The sequence below is a fragment of the Arthrobacter sp. 754 genome (assembly GCF_040548695.1).
Lineage (GTDB): Bacteria > Actinomycetota > Actinomycetes > Actinomycetales > Micrococcaceae > Arthrobacter.
This window is the reverse complement of record NZ_JBEPSC010000004.1, coordinates 158,634-175,512: the sequence shown is the minus strand read 5'-3', so window position 1 is coordinate 175,512 and position 16,879 is coordinate 158,634. Positions and strand designations below refer to the sequence as shown.

At 66.1% G+C, this 16,879-nt stretch carries 15 protein-coding genes, 1 tRNA gene and 1 other RNA gene; 9 read left to right on the top strand and 8 right to left on the bottom strand.

From position 1 onward, the window contains the following. The first annotated feature begins 21 nt into the window (after positions 1-21). On the top strand, positions 22-264 hold the full coding sequence (locus tag ABIA70_RS12890) for a hypothetical protein (protein ID WP_354147957.1): 243 nt from the start codon (positions 22-24) through the stop codon (positions 262-264). Positions 265-415: 151 nt separating this feature from the next. Further along, positions 416-631: a hypothetical protein gene (locus ABIA70_RS12885; protein WP_354147956.1), complete on the top strand. Its 216-nt coding sequence runs from the start codon at positions 416-418 to the stop codon at positions 629-631. 85 nt (positions 632-716) lie between these two features. Here the strand turns inward: ABIA70_RS12885 and ABIA70_RS12880 are convergent, their stop codons facing one another. Continuing rightward, the gene (locus ABIA70_RS12880; protein ID WP_354147955.1) at positions 717-2,075 is read right to left on the bottom strand and encodes an aspartate kinase; all 1,359 of its coding nucleotides are present in this window, start codon (positions 2,073-2,075) and stop codon (positions 717-719) included. A gap of 218 nt (positions 2,076-2,293) precedes the next feature. On the opposite strand from ABIA70_RS12880, the gene ABIA70_RS12875 reads away from it, so the two are divergent. The 3 genes from ABIA70_RS12875 to ABIA70_RS12865 all read left to right on the top strand — a co-directional run bounded on the left by ABIA70_RS12875 (position 2,294) and on the right by ABIA70_RS12865 (position 5,617). Beyond that, a complete protein-coding gene (locus ABIA70_RS12875; protein WP_354147954.1) occupies positions 2,294-3,265 on the top strand; it encodes an ABC transporter ATP-binding protein in 972 nt (323 codons plus the stop codon). Beyond that, positions 3,262-4,407, top strand: a complete 1,146-nt coding sequence (locus ABIA70_RS12870; protein WP_354147953.1) for an ABC transporter permease — start codon at positions 3,262-3,264, stop codon at positions 4,405-4,407. Before ABIA70_RS12875 ends, ABIA70_RS12870 begins: the two co-directional genes overlap by 4 nt. Positions 4,408-4,513: 106 nt before the next feature. Next, complete coding sequence (locus ABIA70_RS12865) at positions 4,514-5,617, top strand: hypothetical protein (RefSeq protein WP_354147952.1); 1,104 nt, start codon at positions 4,514-4,516, stop codon at positions 5,615-5,617. Here the strand turns inward: ABIA70_RS12865 and ABIA70_RS12860 are convergent. The 5 genes from ABIA70_RS12860 to ABIA70_RS12840 all read right to left on the bottom strand — a co-directional run bounded on the left by ABIA70_RS12860 (position 5,606) and on the right by ABIA70_RS12840 (position 10,672). Beyond that, on the bottom strand, positions 5,606-6,205 hold the full coding sequence (locus ABIA70_RS12860) for a GNAT family N-acetyltransferase (protein WP_354147951.1): 600 nt from the start codon (positions 6,203-6,205) through the stop codon (positions 5,606-5,608). The genes ABIA70_RS12865 and ABIA70_RS12860 overlap by 12 nt on opposite strands. Positions 6,206-6,217: 12 nt before the next feature. Next, positions 6,218-6,817 (bottom strand): recombination mediator RecR, encoded by a 600-nt coding sequence (gene recR, locus ABIA70_RS12855; RefSeq protein WP_354147950.1) that lies wholly within the window; start codon positions 6,815-6,817, stop codon positions 6,218-6,220. Positions 6,818-6,892: 75 nt separating this feature from the next. After that, positions 6,893-10,090, bottom strand: coding sequence for a DNA polymerase III subunit gamma and tau (locus ABIA70_RS12850; protein WP_354147949.1), 3,198 nt, complete (start codon positions 10,088-10,090; stop codon positions 6,893-6,895). Between the two features lie 63 nt (positions 10,091-10,153). Beyond that, positions 10,154-10,250, bottom strand: an RNA gene (ffs, locus tag ABIA70_RS12845) — signal recognition particle sRNA small type. A gap of 98 nt (positions 10,251-10,348) precedes the next feature. Next, entirely contained in the window at positions 10,349-10,672 is a 324-nt protein-coding gene (locus tag ABIA70_RS12840; RefSeq protein WP_354147948.1) for a YqfO family protein, read from the bottom strand. A gap of 336 nt (positions 10,673-11,008) precedes the next feature. Between ABIA70_RS12840 and ABIA70_RS12835 the strand changes: the two genes are divergently transcribed. Further along, positions 11,009-11,093: transfer RNA gene (locus ABIA70_RS12835), tRNA-Ser, on the top strand. Between the two features lie 125 nt (positions 11,094-11,218). On the opposite strand, the gene ABIA70_RS12830 is transcribed toward ABIA70_RS12835, so the two are convergent. Further along, on the bottom strand, positions 11,219-12,136 hold the full coding sequence (locus ABIA70_RS12830) for an oxygenase MpaB family protein (protein ID WP_354147947.1): 918 nt from the start codon (positions 12,134-12,136) through the stop codon (positions 11,219-11,221). 101 nt (positions 12,137-12,237) lie between these two features. Between ABIA70_RS12830 and ABIA70_RS12825 the strand changes: the two genes are divergently transcribed. The 3 genes from ABIA70_RS12825 to ABIA70_RS12815 all read left to right on the top strand — a co-directional run bounded on the left by ABIA70_RS12825 (position 12,238) and on the right by ABIA70_RS12815 (position 15,423). After that, positions 12,238-13,764: a M23 family metallopeptidase gene (locus ABIA70_RS12825; protein WP_354147946.1), complete on the top strand. Its 1,527-nt coding sequence runs from the start codon at positions 12,238-12,240 to the stop codon at positions 13,762-13,764. Positions 13,765-13,844: 80 nt separating this feature from the next. After that, positions 13,845-14,330 (top strand): glutathione peroxidase, encoded by a 486-nt coding sequence (locus ABIA70_RS12820; RefSeq protein WP_354148307.1) that lies wholly within the window; start codon positions 13,845-13,847, stop codon positions 14,328-14,330. 163 nt (positions 14,331-14,493) lie between these two features. Next, the gene (locus ABIA70_RS12815) at positions 14,494-15,423 is read left to right on the top strand and encodes a phosphodiesterase (RefSeq protein WP_354147945.1); all 930 of its coding nucleotides are present in this window, start codon (positions 14,494-14,496) and stop codon (positions 15,421-15,423) included. A 40-nt stretch (positions 15,424-15,463) separates the two neighbouring features. On the opposite strand, the gene ABIA70_RS12810 is transcribed toward ABIA70_RS12815, so the two are convergent. Beyond that, positions 15,464-16,879, bottom strand: coding sequence for a stealth family protein (locus ABIA70_RS12810; protein ID WP_354148306.1), 1,416 nt, complete (start codon positions 16,877-16,879; stop codon positions 15,464-15,466).

Sequence of the window (16,879 nt, the reverse complement as noted above, 5' to 3'; positions counted from 1 at the left end):
TTCTATCGAAGGGTCGCTCCAATGGCCGAGGGAAGCACAGGCGGGCGCGAAAACGCGTCCCAGCGGTTCATGCGCGCGACGGGCAGGCTGCGGGCTATTTTTGGTCCGGCCAACCGCAGCTCGCTGGTCCATGACATGACGGAGGAGAACAAGCGCCTCCTTGCCCAGCGCGAGGTCGAAAGCCAGCAGTGGGAAACCCTGCAACGCCCTGATGGCAGCACCTACGTTGTTCCCAAGAACCGGGACGACCAGTCCCTCCGCTGAGCCTCAGCCGCACTGTCTCAACTCCCCTGAATGGCCTCAACCGCTGACCGGTGCGGGGCCATTTTGTGTCCCCGGGCGTAAAATAGGGGCACCGGCCCCCGTTAGGGCCGGTGGTCCTTTTCGCCCGGCATGCGGGAAGGGGGTGGAAAATATGGCACACGTACTCAGCGGTTTCATGAACCTCACTGAGAGGCTGCGCTTCGTCTTCGGGCCGGCAACGACCCTCGACACGGATGCGCCGGTGGTACACAGGCATGACGAATTTGAGCAAGCCTCCGAGGAGGAGCTTTCCCACTTCGTTGTGGAAAGCGACTCAGAAGGCCACCACTACGCAGTCCGCCGTGAAGAACTCGGCAAGCGGTCCTGAAGCAGACGCAACGAGGGGTCAGTCCCTGCCTAATAAACCAAGGTTATCGGGCAGGAAATGACCCCGCGTTGCGTTTAATCTGCGGTTAGCGGCCTGTGCCGCCGTAGACCGTGGCCTCGTTCTCGCTGTCCAGGTCAAACGCCTTGTGGATGGCGCGGACGGCGTCGTCGAGCAGGTCCGCGTGCGTGACCACCGAGATACGGATCTCCGACGTCGAGATCATGTTGATATTGATCCCGGCGTTGGACAGGGCCTTGAAGAAGGTTGCCGAAACGCCCGGGTGCGAACGCATGCCGGCGCCGATCAGGGACAGCTTGCCGATCTGTTCGTTGTACTCGATGTTCTCGAAGCCGATTTCCTCTTGCGCCGCCTTCAGGGCGGCCAAGGCGTCCGCGCCTTCCACGATGGGCAGCGTGAAGGAGATGTCCGTCCGGCCGGTGCCGTGTGTGGAGACGTTCTGCACGATCATGTCGATGTTGGAGTGTGCATCGGCGATGACCTGGAAAATCGCGGCTGCCTTGCCCGGGATGTCCGGAACGCCCACCACAGTGACCTTGGCTTCGGAACGGTCGTGTGCAACGCCGGAGATGATTGGCTGCTCCAAGGCAACTCCCTCTTGAGTGGTGATCTTGTCGTCGGCGCTAGGGATGACCCAGGTGCCTTCGTTCTGGCTGAATGAGGAGCGCACGTGCAGCGGCACGCCGAACCGGCGCGCATATTCGACGCAGCGCAGGTGCAGGATTTTTGCGCCCGAAGCCGCGAGCTCCAGCATTTCCTCGCTGGAGATCGTGTCGATCTTCTGGGCGGACGGCACCACCCGCGGATCCGCGGTGTAGATGCCATCGACGTCGGTGTAGATCTCGCAGACGTCGGCATCCAGTGCGGCGGCGAGCGCAACAGCGGTGGTGTCCGAGCCGCCGCGGCCCAGGGTGGTGATCTCCTGGGTGGCCCGGCTCATGCCCTGGAAGCCGGCGACGATGGCGATGTGGCCCTTATCCAGGGACGTGCGGATCCGGTGGGGGTCGACGTCGATGATCCGCGCCTTGCCGTGGATGCCGTCGGTGATCATGCCCGCCTGGGAGCCCGTGAACGACTGGGCCGAGGCGCCGAACTTGTTGATGGCCATGGCCAGCAGGGCCATTGAGATGCGTTCGCCGGCGGACAGGAGCATGTCCATCTCGCGGGCGGGGGCGGAGTCGGTCACCTGGGCGGCGAGGTCCAGGAGCTCGTCGGTGGTGTCACCCATGGCCGAGACCACCACCACCACTTCATTGCCGGCCCGCTGGGCGTCCACCACGCGCCGTGCCACCCGTTTGATGCCGTCAGCGTCCGAAACGGAGGAACCGCCGAACTTCTGCACGATCAGCTGTTTGGTCACGGCGCCGCCCTGGGGCAGCTCCCGCGGCTGGGTTGCTGTGTGCACTTCGGTAGTGGGCGTACTCATGCGCGTACCTTCACTGGATCAATCGGAGTTCTGGACGTCAGGCACGGCCCTTTGGAAGGCGCGAAGGCGTGACTTTCCGTCCAGTTTATCGCCGTCGGCGCCGGGGCGTTGAATTGTGACCGAATCTCAGCCCTGGGCCCGCCCCATACATGATGCCCCGGGGCTAGGCTCGAATAGTCAGTGTGCATGCCGGGTTTTGGGGGACAGGTGCCGGAAGAATGACAGCAAATCAGGACGGAACGGAGACGCCGGCGGAGCCGGAACAGCATACCGAAGGGGGCATTACCGCAACGGCGGTAAGCCGGAGCTTCGGGCAGGTGCACGCCGTAGAGCACATGGATTTCCATGCGCCGGCCGGGAAAGTCACCGCCCTGATCGGGCCCAACGGGGCCGGCAAAACGACACTGCTGCTGATGCTGGCCTCGCTGCTGGCGCCCGATTCGGGGACCATCACTGTGGGCGGCCTGGACCCGCAGCACCACCGTGCCGAGGTGCGCAGCAGGATCGGCTGGATGCCTGACACTCTGGGCGTTTGGGAGTCGTTGACAGCCCGCGAGATCCTCACCCAGATGGCGCGCTTCTACCGGTTGCCCAAGGCCGGAATTGCGCAGCGCGTTGCCGAAATGCTGGACCGCGTCCGCCTCACCGACCTCGCCGATCAGCCCGCCCGCGTCCTGTCCCGGGGGCAGCAGCAACGGCTCAGCCTGGCCCGCGCGCTGATCCATGATCCCTCCGTCCTGCTCCTCGATGAGCCGGCGTCCGGCCTTGACCCCGGATCGCGGGTGGAACTCCGGGTGATGCTGCGCCAACTGGCCGCGGAGGGGAAAGCGGTTGTTGTCTCCTCCCACGTGCTGAGCGAGCTTGACGAAATCGCCGACGCCGCCGTGTTCGTCAACCGGGGGCGTACCGTCCGGCACCAGACCACTGAGGAGGCGGCTGCTGCCGGCCGCCGGTACGCCATCACCGCGGCGGACACCGATGCACTTGCCGCCAAGCTCACGGACCTGGGACTTGCTTTCCGGGTTGAGGACGGCCGGCGGCCTTCCGTGAGCCTGCTGCTGCTGAACGACGACGACGCCGCCCGCCTGCTGCGCGACCTGGTGCTTGCCGGCGTCGTGGTCACGTCCTTCGCACCCGCCTCGGGTGCCTTGGAAGAGACATACATGAACCTTGAGGGGGAGCGGCGATGAGCCAGGCGACGGTGACGAGTCAGCCGCCGGCCTATGGCCGGGCGGCCGGCTATTTCGCGGGTATCCGCGATGTGGTGGTCCTCGAACTCAAGCAGCGGCTCCGGTCCCGCGGCTGGTACATCATGCTGGCGATCTGGTTTATTCTGACCGGCCTGGTGACCTGGCTGACGTGGGCGAGCTGGAATGCCCAGCGGGAGGCGCAGCGGACTTATTCCGATTACATGCCTCCCGGGTCCGAGGACCCGGGATCCATGATTTTCGAAGTGGTGCTGGCCTTTGTCCTCCTCTTCGCGTTGCTGGTGGCCCCCGCGCTGTCCGCCAACGCCGTTAACGGCGACCGCGCCGGAGGCACGCTGGCCATCCTGCAGGTGACCCTGCTCCGTCCCGGCCAGATCCTCTGGGGCAAATTCCTGGCCGCCTGGTTCGCGGCCCTGGCATTCCTGGTGGCCAGCACGCCGTTCCTGGTGACCGGGGTTGCCTTGGGCGGCATGACGCCAGGCCATGTTGTGGTGGCTCTGCTGATGCTGGCCGTCGAAGTCGGAGTGGTCTGTGCCGTCGGGGTCGGAATTTCCGCCCTTGCCGGCAGGCCGCTGTTCTCCATCGTGGTCACCTATCTCGCTGTTGCCGGGCTGGTCTTCGGCTCCCTGATTTCGTTCGGGCTCGGCACGGGCCTCTCGCAGGGCACCATCATGGCGAACCAGGCGCAGCAGCGTGGATACTCGCCGTATGAACCGCTGCAGGAACAGCCCATGCCGGCCGAACCTGAGTACACATGCTCCGGACCCCTGGTGGAGCGGCCTGCGGTGCACACCGAGAGGGTGGCCTGGATGCTGGCCATGAACCCTTACGTGGTGGTGGCCGATGCGGTTCCGTATCCCGTCCGGGCCACCAGCAACTTCGGCACGCCGCAAGGCGCAATCGAATCCATCAGCCAGGCTGCGCGCTACGCCATGGCCGGCCCCGAAGGCACTTATCCTTGTGCCAATGGCGAGGCCAAGCCCCGTTATCTGGCGCAGGAAACCCCCTTGTGGCCGCTTGGGCTAGGCCTGCAGTTGCTGCTCGCTGCGCTGCTCATGTGGCTGGGATGGCGCGCACTGCAGACACCAGCGCACAGGCTGGCGCGGGGAACCCGCATCGCCTAGGCCACCACTGGACACGCCTGTTCCGGAAGATCACGATTGGATCATCCGGTGAATCCACCGGTGACGGCGGGCGCTGGGGCTGTACATCGGAAGGGGGCCTCGGCCTGTGCCTGACGACGACGATTGGCCGGATAAGTCCCGGCCCATCGAAGAACCCGTTTATGAGGCCATCGGCCCTGGGGCGCTCAATGAACCTGCTGGTGAGAACGGGGAGGGGGCGCCTCCAGGCGCGCAGATCGCCCGCGCGGTACTCGGCCAGGCTTTGGAGGCCGGTCTTCGCAGCGTCCAGTCCGGCAGGTTCTGGGCGCTGACAGCAGCGGCATTCCTGGGCTCAGTGTGTTGTGGGCTGGTGCTGGCAATTGTCGTGGTCACCGGGGGAGACCTGCCTCCCGAGGCCTTAACGTGGGCCTACATTCTGACGGCTGCCTCCCTCATCGTGGTTTCCTGTGTGGTTGCGGTCAGGTGGACGATTAATCAGGCCGCCGCCCTGAAGGGGGCTGAGCGTGATGAAGGTCCCGGTGCAAGTGCAGCCGGTCCACTCCTGGACTGGGCGGCGGCCAGTGGCCGCGGAGCGGCCTTTGCCGCGGCGGCCGGAGTTTTCCTCCTCGTTCTGGCGTATCTGTCCGGATCCCCGCCGGCCCTGGCCGGGGTCGCGGCAGCAGTAATCCTGCTTGAGCTCCTGGTCTTTGGGGCGATCGCGGCAGGCGCGTCAGCGTGGTCGAACCGGACCGCCGCCCGGTTCGTGGCGTGGACCGCGGCCATCACGCTCCTGGTGGGCAATGTGATGGCCGTCGTTGCCCTCTTGCCCGCCGTAAGGTCGTATGAACGGGTTGTGGTGGCCGTCAATATCGAGCGGGATGAATACGGCCGTCCGGTGTCCTGGGGGTGCCTGCCGGAATCCAAGGGCCTTGCTGAGGTTTACCACACGGAGCGGATCGTGTGGCTGGCGGCGGGCAATCCCCTGGTGATCTTCGCCCTGCTGGCCGGACAAACCGAGCCCCGGGAGGACTCGCTGGCGTGGCTGCCGGGGGAGCTGCAGAATGCCGCGGAGGGCTCTCAGGTGCCCTGCGTGGAGGGCCGGGAACGCCAGGAGACAGGAGCCGAACTGCCGTTGGCCGCTGCCGGCGTGGCCCTGCAACTGGGCGTGGCCGGGGCTTTTCTTGGCGGCGGCCAGTTCGCCTTCGGGCGGAGGTCAGGGTCAGGCGGCTGAGTCCGCAGGCCTGTCCAGCCTGAACATCAGCAGGGCGAAGGCTTTGCCGGCGCCCGGCGGCTCTGTAAGGAGGGCCGGGTCCTGCTGAAACCCCAGATTTTGCAGGAGCCTGATGGACGGGGTGTTCGGTTCGTAGACGCCGGCGACGACGGTGCTGATCCCGGATGCAGCGAAGAGCCACCTGACCAGGGCCGCGGCGGCCTCGCGGCCATACCCCTGGTGCTGGTGATCCGGGTGCAGGACATAGGCAAGTGCGGCGTGCCCGATAGGGTGCCTTCCAGGGGCAACGACGGCGGCAGAGGCCAAGTCTGTGGTGTTCCAGGTCCGGGCATCACCAATGAGCTCTCCGGACTTCCGCAGGACGATACCCCAGCTGTAGTTGAACCATTCAGGCGTGGATGCCGCCTGCAATGCCAACGCCTTCGCCAACCTCTCCCCGTTGGCCTCCTCCGTGAGTGGACCGTGGGAAAGGTAGGTGGTGGCTGCGGGGTTGCCGCGGAACCGGTGGATGGCAGCCGCATCCGAACCAATGACCAGCCTCAGCTCCAGCCGTTCGGTGACAAGCGGTCCGATCCCGTCCAAGATCACGGTGCCCGATTCCTAGGTGAGGGCGTTCCGGCGGCCCTCAAAGGCGCGGCCCAGGGTGACCTCATCGGCGTACTCAAGGTCTCCTCCCACGGGCAGGCCGGAGGCCAGGCGGGTAACGATTATCCCGATGGACTTCAGCATGCGGGCAAGATAGGTGGCCGTTGCTTCGCCCTCCAGGTTGGGGTCGGTGGCGATAATGACTTCCTGGATGGCGCCGTCGTTAAGCCTGGTCAGGAGTTCCCGGATCCGCAGCTGCTCAGGCCCCACCCCGGCGATGGGGTTGATCGCCCCGCCGAGCACGTGATAGCGGCCCCTGAAGGAACGGGTGCGTTCCACTGCCAAGACGTCCTTGGACTCCTCGACCACGCAGATGACTGAGGGGTCCCGCCGTGGGTCGCGGCAGATGTTGCACAGCTCCTGCTCCGTGACGTTGCCGCAGACCGTGCAGAACTTCACACGCTCCTTCACCGTGGTGATGGCTTCGACGAGGCGCTTCATGTCCTGGGGGTCGGCTTCAAGGATATGGAAGGCCAGCCGTTGGGCGGACTTGGGACCGACACCGGGAAGGCGTCCGAGCTCGTCGATCAGCTCCTGGACTGCACCTTCGTACACATTTTCCTCTTTTGGGTTTGGAGATGGATGGAGCCACAGGCGCGGTTGCGCAGGTGTGCAGCGGTATTGCCGGCCCTAGAACCTTGGAACGATGGGGCTGCCGTCCGAAGACCGTTCCTCGATCAGCTTCCCGCCCAGAATACGCTCGACGGCGGCGCGTCCAAAGACACCGGATTCCTCGATGGTTTCATCGTCGGCACTGGGAATGTCCTGGACCAGAGTGGCCACCGCCCGGGCCGGAGCTTTGGCCCGTCCGGCTTCCGCTTCAGGGCTGTTGGACAGCCTCTGGTAGAGGCTTTGCCGGGCCGCCGCCGCCGACGCCGAGGCGGCAGGAGCGGGCTGAAGGTGGGCGGCAGGCGCAACAGCTGACGCCATGGCGTACTCGGGGACTGCCGCCGGCTCCGGGGCCGCGGCCTGAGAAGCCGGGGCCTGTGGATCCGCTGGTTCCCCGGCCTGGGGTGCCGTCGGTTGAGGTCCGGGAGCCTCTTGAACCTGGCGCGCCGGTTCGCCTGCCTGGCCTGCGTCGCTGGGAAGCAGGCCCCAGCTGGCGTCGGCGTCGGACAGGCCATTCACTTGTGGAGCCTGCGGGACCTGCGCCGTGGCTGGCTCGTAGCTGGGTGCAGGGGCGGCCGTGAGTTCCTTGGTGGTGACGGACGCTTCGATGCCTTTGCCCACGTTGGTCTCTGAGCCGATGACCCAGATTCCGGGTGCCTGCTCGACCGCACGCGCCCAAGGATCAGGGGCTTGATCAGTTTGCGATGGAGCGACGGCGGCGGCGCCCCTGGAACCGCTGGCAGGGGCAGCCCGCTGAACCGTTCGGGGTGCCCTTTTGCCCGCTGGAGCGGGCGGGGATTCCTGCCGCGAGGGCTCGGCCAGCGCAGCCGGGCGCCCCGGCACGGCAGGAGCGGACGGGTCCCAGTCCATGGGTGGTTCCTCGTCCAGCGGCGGAGCATCTTCGTCGCGCGGGGGACCCCAGTCGTCGTCCGAATAGGCGTATGATCCGTCGTCGACAGCGGCGGCGTTCGGCCGGACCGGTGCAGGATCCGCGGGATCCTTGGGATCCTCGGGCGAGGTGCGTCCCTGTGACCGCGGTTCCTGCCGCGGCCCAACCTCTGGCCCCTGATTCTGCAGCGCGGAAGGCTGGGCGCTGGGCTGTTCTGGTGCAACGGCCGTGGGGTGCGGAGCTGCTGGCGGAGCCGGTTCGACAGCCGGGGCTGCAGGTGCCGGTGAGGCCGCACCGGCCGCTGGCGGGGAAACCGCGCCTGCAGGGGCCAGGCCCCAGGCGACGTCGGCGGAACTCGCCGGAGTTTCCGGGCTAGCGGGTGCTTTTGGGTTTGGCTCAGAGCTCGCTGCGCTGCTGGCGCCGCCTGCGACGGCTGTGATCTGGCAGTCGATGCCGACTGTTTTGTGGATCGCCTGGCGGAGGTTTTCCGAATGGTCGGCCCGGCCGAAAGCTCCCGCCAACCCCGTGGTGGTGAAGGAAAGCGTCAGAACCTGGCCGTCAAAGGCGCCGACCTGGGCGTTCGGTTCCACCAGCGCCCAGGTGCTGCGCTTGATCTTGGACAGCGTCTGCAGGACCTCCGGCCACGCGCGGCGCAGGACTTCGACGTCGCCGGCCGACGCAGGCCCGGCGGTTACCGGTGCTGCGGCTGCTGCAGGGGAAGGGGCCTGAACACCGGAGGCTGGGGCACCTGCGCCCGGTGGCGCGGCAGGCGACGGTGCGGCCGGCGGCGCGGCGGCCGGCGGTTTGGCGGGGGAGACCTCGGCGACAGGACCTGCCTGCGAGGGAGCGCGTCCCTCGGCTTCAGTGCGGTCCTCCCGGGATGGCGTACGAGCTGCACCGGACGCGGCAGGAGAGGGCCGGCTGCCCACGGGCTCTTCAACAGGCCAGTCGTTGGTGCTCACCCTGGGCGCTGTCAGAGCCGGGCGGGTTTCTGCCGTCGGGGGGACCTGGGGTGCGGCGGGTCCAGCCGCACGAGCTGCGGGAGCTGCGGTTGGCTGTTCCGCCGCAGGCTGCTGCACGGCTGCAGCTGGCTGTACCGCAGCGGTCTGCGGAGCTGGCTGCGGGGCTGCCGGGGCGGGAGCGCCGGCGTCGTTCCCGGCGTAATTGAGGCGACGCTCCACGCGGTCAATGCGGGCTGCAATGCCGCGTTCGCTCTGTTCCGAGCTCGGCAGCAGGATGCGGGCGCACAGGAGCTCAAGGTGGAGGCGGGGTGACGTGGCACCGGTCATCTCGGTCAAGGCCGTGTTGGTAACATCCGCGGCACGCGAGAGCTCGGCGGCACCAAGGTTGTGCGCCTGGTTCTGGAGGCGGGCAATCTGGTCCGCGGGCATGCCGCGCAGAATGACCTGGGCGCTTTCGGGCATGGCCTGGACCACGATCAGATCGCGGAAGCGTTCCAGCAGGTCCTCGACAAACCGGCGTGGATCGTGCCCGGTCTGAATGACGCGGTCCACGGCGCGGAACACGGTGGCGGCGTCGGAAGCGGCAATGGCTTCCACCACGTCATCCAGCAGCGAGGCGTGGGTGTAGCCGAGGAGGGCCACCGCCAGTTCGTAATCAAGGCCGTTGGGACCGGCGCCGGCCATCAGCTGGTCCAGTACCGAGAGGGAATCCCGGACCGAACCGCCGCCCGCCCGGACCACCAGGGAGAGCACGCCTGGGGCAACCGGCACGTTCTCCTGGTTGCACAGAAGCTCCAGGTACGCCATCAGCGGCTCCGGCGGAACAAGCCGGAAAGGGTAGTGGTGGGTCCGGGAACGGATGGTTCCGATGACTTTGTCCGGCTCCGTGGTGGCGAAGATGAACTTGATGTGCTCCGGTGGCTCTTCAACGATTTTGAGGAGCGCGTTGAAGCCGGCCGACGTGACCATGTGGGCCTCGTCAATGATGAAGATCTTGTAGCGGTCCCGTACCGGGGCATAGGTTGCGCGTTCGCGGAGGTCGCGGGCGTCGTCGACGCCGCCGTGGCTCGCCGCGTCGATCTCGATGACATCCAGCGATCCGGAGCCGCCCCGGGCAAGTTCAACGCAGCTGGGGCAGGTTCCGCAGGGAGTGTCCGTGGGACCCTGCGCGCAATTCAGGCAGCGGGCCAGAATGCGCGCGGAGGTGGTTTTTCCGCAGCCGCGCGGGCCCGAGAAAAGGTAGGCGTGGTTGACGCGGTTTTTCCGCAGGGCCGTCATCAGCGGCTCGGTGACATGTTCCTGCCCGATAACGTCAGCGAAGGAGTCCGGACGGTATCTGCGGTAAAGGGCGGTGGTAGTAGCAGTCACGGGAAAACACTACCAATCCGGGCCGACAATCAGGATTCCTCGCTGGTGGGCCCTCTGGGGAATAGTAAAGACCCCCCATGCACCCGCCAGAGCCCGTTTACCCTTGCTACCTTCCGGTCCTGGGGGAGTTCAACAGGATGACGCCACATGAGGGGCCGCAGATAAGTTTACCCGAAGATTCAGGAAGGTCCGGACGCGGCCGGGCGTCCCGCAATCAGGCCAGGAGAGCCCGGCTCAGGCCAGGCGACGCTCAGCCTTCTACCGCCAGCCATCCACCGGCCAACTCATGAAAGCAGGTTCCTCGTACGGGTGGGCGACGCGCAGGGCCCGCACGACGGCGTCGAGCAGCACTTCGTCAACGACGCATTCGATCCTGTCTTCGTTCACTGTGGCAGATTTCCCCACCTCGCCGATAAAGGGCGAGGCGCCCGGCCGCGGTGTGAACCGCCCGGTCCCCGGCGTGACGAAGGAACAATGTGAATAGTCACCGATCTGGCCTGCGCCGGCGTCGCCGATAGCCGACAACAGCATCCCGGTATGGGTAGTAGGGACATATACCACCAGGGCGTGCAGGCGCGTCATGGTCCCATCCTGCCAACACCTGCCGGTGTCCGCGCCCACTTTTCATTGCTTATCCGGCGGGCAGGCCTGATCATGGGTATGTACACCGATTGGGGCAATCTCAAGATTGTGAGCTGCGGGGCCTGGCGCGAGGGCCGGACCCGGCAGCTCAACGGGTACCGGTGGAATGGGCGCGTTGGGGGCGTCCATTTTGGCGTTAAGGCGCAGGTTCCGTTCCGGCCGGCCCGACACTTCCGTTCCGGCGCGCCCGCCACAGCGGCGGGGGGCCAAGGCGCCAATTGGGCGGAGTCGAAAAGTTCAGGTAGTCTAGTATCTGCTTTTGATTCAGAAGCAGCTGGAGAATTCGCCTAGCGGCCTATGGCGCACGCCTGGAACGCGTGTTGGGTTAACGCCCTCGGGGGTTCAAATCCCCCATTCTCCGCGCAACCAAATCCCGGTCCTGACTTACGTCAGGGCCGGGATTTTTGTTTCTCTTCGTGGATTCAGGGCTCACGTGCGGTCAGTCGCCCAGTCAGTTCCGGCATCGGACGGCCTGTGGGTTCACACTCAGCGGTCTAAGCTGTAGCCCAGCCGACGGAGCCGTTCGCGGGCCGCGAGCTCGCTGGGTCCTTGACGCCCCAACGCGAGGCGTACGACGCCGAGAGTCGCCTTGGTTGCGGGCCGCACCGGCAGGGGGAACGGCCCCACGGACGGCACGCTGAGGCCTAGCATCCGGCGGTACTTCGGCTCAAGGCTGTAAACGGCTCCGGCGAACATCACCCGGTATCCCGGACGCAGCAGCGGGTGCAGCGGGGGATTGCGGAGGAACTCAACAGTCTCTGCGAGCCGGCTGTCCGCCCGGAGCTCGCCGTCGTCATACCAGCGGTCCAGTTGCCGCCGCATCTCGGCTTCGCTCAACGGCGGATCCTCCACCCCCATCAACAGCCCCGCCTGTGCCCACTCGCGGACGTAGGCATCCGGGCCGCCGGGGATGGCGCCGCCCCAGAGTTTGTGGGCCGTCAGAAACGCGTCCACAAAGGCGATGTGAACCCACCTGGCCAGATCGGGATCGTTGGCCGCGTAACCCAGCTGCAGGCCGTGGCCGTTGATGTAGCTGCCCTGGACAGGCTCGTGCAGGCGCCGGAGGCGGGCCGAGGCTTCCTCGGCGGCGGCTTTGGAACCGTACGTGACCGTAAAGATCCAGCGGATGGTCCTGGCCAGCCGTCCCAGCGGATCCTCCCGAAAATTCGAATGCTCGTGGACCCCTGCCAGCGCTGCGGGGTGGAGTGCCTGCATAAGCAACGCCCGGATCCCCGCGACAATGGTGGGCATGGAACCGTGCACCGCCCACACTGCCGAGCCCGGCAGGTGATAGCCGGGGTCATCCCCTTGGGCCAGGCGCGGAACCCAATCCGGAAGCGCATCGGAGCTGCCCGTGAAGGCCCGCTTCAGTTCGCCCTGCCATTCCCTCAGGAGGTTGCGCATACCCCATTCTGACTCAGATTCCTGCTCCCAGGGGCTGCAAGGGCAGGGGTCCACAAAATATCCACAATGCGGCTGGGGCCGGGGTTCACAGGTTCGATCCAATGTGTTCCCATGGGAGAGTACGCCTGTTCGGATTGGGGTCCGGGTTGGGTCTATCCGGGAGTCGATTTGTGGGAAATCATTGGGGATCAGGCCGCGATAGGGAGTCCGCTGGGCCCTGTGCTGTAGCCGTGCGCGTCTTCGCGTCGGCCGCCGCCGTTGCTGCGTCGGCCCTTGCCCTCGGCCTCCCGTGGGCCCCTCAGTTCGGTGGAACGTCCGACGGCGGTCCCGCCGCTGTGAGCGCCGGTTCTGCAGTATCGGCGGCCCCCTTGTCCTCAGCCGCACCCCCACCGTCCGGAACCGTCGAACAGCCGGCGCTACCGGCCCAGGCCGGCGGCTTCGTGACCGACGCCAGGGCGCTGGTTCCCTTCAATAGAACCATCGTCAGGACAGTCAGAAAGGGAGCTCATCCCAAGCTCAACGTGGCGTCAGCGGACCTGAAGCGGCCGCCCAAGGGGTCACTGATGGCGCCGCTGGAAGTGCTCAATCCGAGTTCGCCCTTTGGGTACCGGGTCAGTCCGCTGACCGGCTCCGGCGGCGACTTCCATCTCGGGCAGGACTATGCGGCCCGATGCGGCACCAGGGTCTACGCGGCCGACTCGGGTGTGGTGCGCGCCGCGGGCTGGCACCCCTGGGGTGGCGGCAACCGGGTGGAGATCGATCACGGCAACGGCCTCATCACCACTTACAACCACTTGAAGGCCATCGCCGTGCATACCGGCGATTCCGTTCAGGTGGGCCAGGTGATCGCGCGGGTCGGGACTACCGGCTGGTCAACCGGCTGCCATCTGCATTTCGAAACGATACTCGGGGGCAAACACACCAGCCCGCTTACCTGGACCCTGATTCCCATCCGGCAGGTGGATGACCTGGCCGACATCGACATGGTGAGTTTCGAGGCCAGCCCTCCGTCCCCGGCCGCAGAGGCACTCCGCTGGGCCATCCCGGTCGCGGCGGACCAGACCCACAGGGTGCTTTTCGGCGACGACGAACTGCGCGACCCGCCCAGCCCTGATCCCACTGCCCCCGCCGCCGGAACACAGGAAGCGACACCCAGCGCCTCTCCGGCGCCGACGGGCACTGCGACGCCGACGCCTACTCCGACGGGCACGACGTCGTCGGGCACTGCGACGCCGTCGCCGACTCCGACGGGCACGACGTCGTCGGGCACTGCCACGCCGTCGCCGACTCCGACGGGCACGACGTCGTCGGGCACTGCCACGCCGTCGCCCACGCCGACGGGCACGACGTCGTTGGGCACTGCCACGCCGTCGCCCACGCCGACGGGCACGACGTCGTCGGGCACTGCCACGCCCACGCCCACGCCTACGCCTACGCCGACACCGACGACGACGAAGACCGGGACGCCGACGTCCACTTCCACCACAACGCCGGCATCCGGTTGGCGGGCCCGCAGGACGCAGGAGCCAACGTCAACGCCAACAGCTGAACCAACGCCTGCCACGGGGTCTCCCACAGCGGATCCCGTCAGCGGGGAAACCTCCACCGCCCCGGCGGCCGGATCCTGAGAGGAGGCACCGCAGTGGACCCGTACGATGGCCTCTTGGCTACGAATCACCCGTATGACCCACTTCGGAAGGTCCCCATCATGACGGCCCTGTACTCCATTCCCCTCACTCTCAACGACGGCTCCGAGACCGACTTCGGCCGCTTCGACGGAAACGCTGTGCTGGTGGTCAATGTGGCCTCCAACTGCGGCTTCACCCAGCAGTACGCCGGGCTCGAGACCCTCTACGGAAAGTTCCGGGACCGCGGCCTGGAAGTCCTTGGAGTGCCCTGCAACCAGTTCGCCGGCCAGGAACCCGGAGACGACCCGGAAATCGCGGAATTCTGTGAACGGAACTTCGGCGTAACATTCCCGCTGACGTCCAAGGCTGATGTCCGGGGCAGGAACCAGCATCCGCTCTACGCAGAACTGACGAAATTCAAGTCCGGAATGTTGCCCGGGCTCGTGAAGTGGAACTTCGAGAAGTTCCTGGTCAGCCGCGAAGGCAAAGTGGTGGCCCGCTTCGCGCCCGCAGTCGAACCTGATTCTGCCGAGATCATCGACGCTATTGAGGAGGTCCTGTCCTGACGAGTGCCGGAGCGTCCGCTTTGGACGCGTCCCGGCAGTAATTCTTTTGCCTTTTTCCAATTCGGCGACGGCGATTTGCCTAATGTTTGCCAAATGTCTGGTTGGATTAGGCGTACTGAAGGTAGAAGGGAAGAGCAGCTTCCCGCCGACCATAGAGGTAGCAATGAAGCACATCGAGGCCGAACACCCCCGGCCACGCCACTTCCTTCTTCACCTGAGCGACCCCCATCTGATGGGGGGTCCGGACCCCCTCTACGGCGCAGTTGACAGCGAAGCCAGGCTTTTTCAGCTTTTTGAGGAAGTCCGGGCCTCCGGCGCCAGGCCAGAAGCCGTAATTTTTACCGGCGATCTTGCGGACCGGGGCGAGGCCGAGGCCTACGCCAAGCTCCGGGCCATCGTCGATCCGGCCTGCCGGGAGATGGGCGCCCAGGTCATCTGGGCAATGGGAAACCATGACGACCGGGCGAACTTCCGCAGGGGCCTGCTGGACCAGGTGGGAACCGATGACCCCGTGGACCACAGCTATTTCCTCAATGGCCTGCGCGTCATCACCATGGACACCTCCGTGCCGGGCTTCCACCACGGTGAACTGAGCGCAGAACAGTTGGAATGGCTCAGCCGGGAACTCGAGACTCCGGCCCCGGACGGCACCATCCTTGCATTGCATCATCCCCCGGTTCCGTCCGTCCTGGACCTCTCCGTCCTGGTGGAACTCAGGGACCAGGCGTCCCTGGCAGCAGTGGTCCGTAACTCGGACGTCCGCACCATCCTGGCAGGTCACCTGCACTATTCGACCACGGCCAGTTTCGCCGGCGTACCCGTTTCGGTCGCCTCCGCATCGTGCTACACGCAGGACCTCAACGTGCCGGTGGGCGGCACGCGCGGACGCGACGGCGGCCAGGCGTTCAACCTGGTCCACGTCTACGAACACACAATCGTCCACTCCGTGGTACCCATGGGCAGCACCCACACCGTGGGCGAGTACGTGACACCCGAGGAGTCCGCACGGCGGCTCGCCGAAGCCGGCGTCCGGATACCCGAAAAGGCCAAGGCTACGGCCGGGGCAAAGGCCGGGCTGCCCCTGGTGGGCTAGGCCCCAGGCCTGACCTTCAGGGCCGGATCTTCCATCCGGGCTAGATTTCCCAGGGGGCCTTGATCGGGTAGTACTTCTCCAGGAAGTCGGTCACCAGCTCTGCGCGTTCGTCAGCCGGGACCTCCGGGAAACTGCCGTCGTTCAGGCAGAAGAAGTCCACGTTCCGCTTGGCCAGGAGCTTGGGCAGGTAATTCAGCCCGGCCTTCATGGTGGTATCCACATAACGCACCTTGGCAGCGGTCTGCGTGACCGCATGCCCGGTCAGAAGCGCGTAGTAGTGGTACAGCGAGTTGGTTACCGAAACGTTGTCTGCGGCCCGGAACCGGCTGGCCGCGGTCTTCTTGAACTCGTCCGGGAACTCCCGTTCCAGTTCGTCAATGACGCTGCGCCGTAACGGCGCAGCGGAATGCTCCAGGTGGCGGGTGGTGATCCGGCCGAAACGGTTCCACAGCAGCTTCCGGTTGACCCGGGCCGCGTTTTCGAATCCGCTGCGCTCGGCCGCGTTGTCGCCGAGGCCGATCCGGGTCTCTGCCTCGATGAATTTGGTGATGCCGCCGGGCGTGAAGAACATGTCCGGCCCCACCGGACGGCCGAAGAACATGTCGTCATTGGAGTACAGGAAGTGCTCCGACAGCCCCTCGATGTTGTGGAGCTGGCACTCTACCGCCTGGGAGTTATGCGTGGGCAGCACTGACGGGTCGGAGAAGAACTCCTCGCTCCGGACAATGGTGACGGAAGGGTGTTCTGCCAGCCAGGCCGGGGCCGGGGAGTCCGTGGCAATGAAGATCCTGCGGATCCACGGGGCGAACATGTAAACCGAGCGCAGTGCGTACTTGAGTTCGTTGATCTGCCGGAACCGGGCCTCATGGTCATCGCCCTCGCCGAGGACGACGCCCTTTTGCTGGGCACGCCGGGCTGCGATGTATTCGGGTGAGCTGCCGTCCACCCAGGAGAACACCAGATCGATGTCGAAGCTGATGTCGCTGGCGTGGTCGGCAAACATGTTCTCGATGGTGGGCCAGGTGTGGCCGTACCGTTCCACGGTTCCGCGGACGGCGTCCTGGGTCAGCATGGTCCGGCGGGTCAGCGAGTTTTCGATCGGCAGGATCAGCTGGTCGCCCTCGAAGCTCCAGAGCTCAATCTGGACACCGGCGGAGGAACCAAACTCGAAACCGCCGTCGGGCTCAACACGCGGACGGTAGAGACGGAAGATCCGTGCCTGCCGGTTCGGGGAAAGCTCCCCGTCGGCCACCAGCACAGAGGATTTCTTTTTCGCGTCCACCGTCATGGAGTAGACGGGCTCGTTCCGGCAGGCCGCCACCAGGGCAGAGCGCAGCTTCTTGCGGTCCTTCCAGTCAAGGGCGATGACCGGGCGGTCGTTGTTGCCCCGGACCAGGAGGTAGTCCAGGCCCGCGCCCGCGAGGACGCCGCGCAGGAACAGCAGGTCCTCCACCAT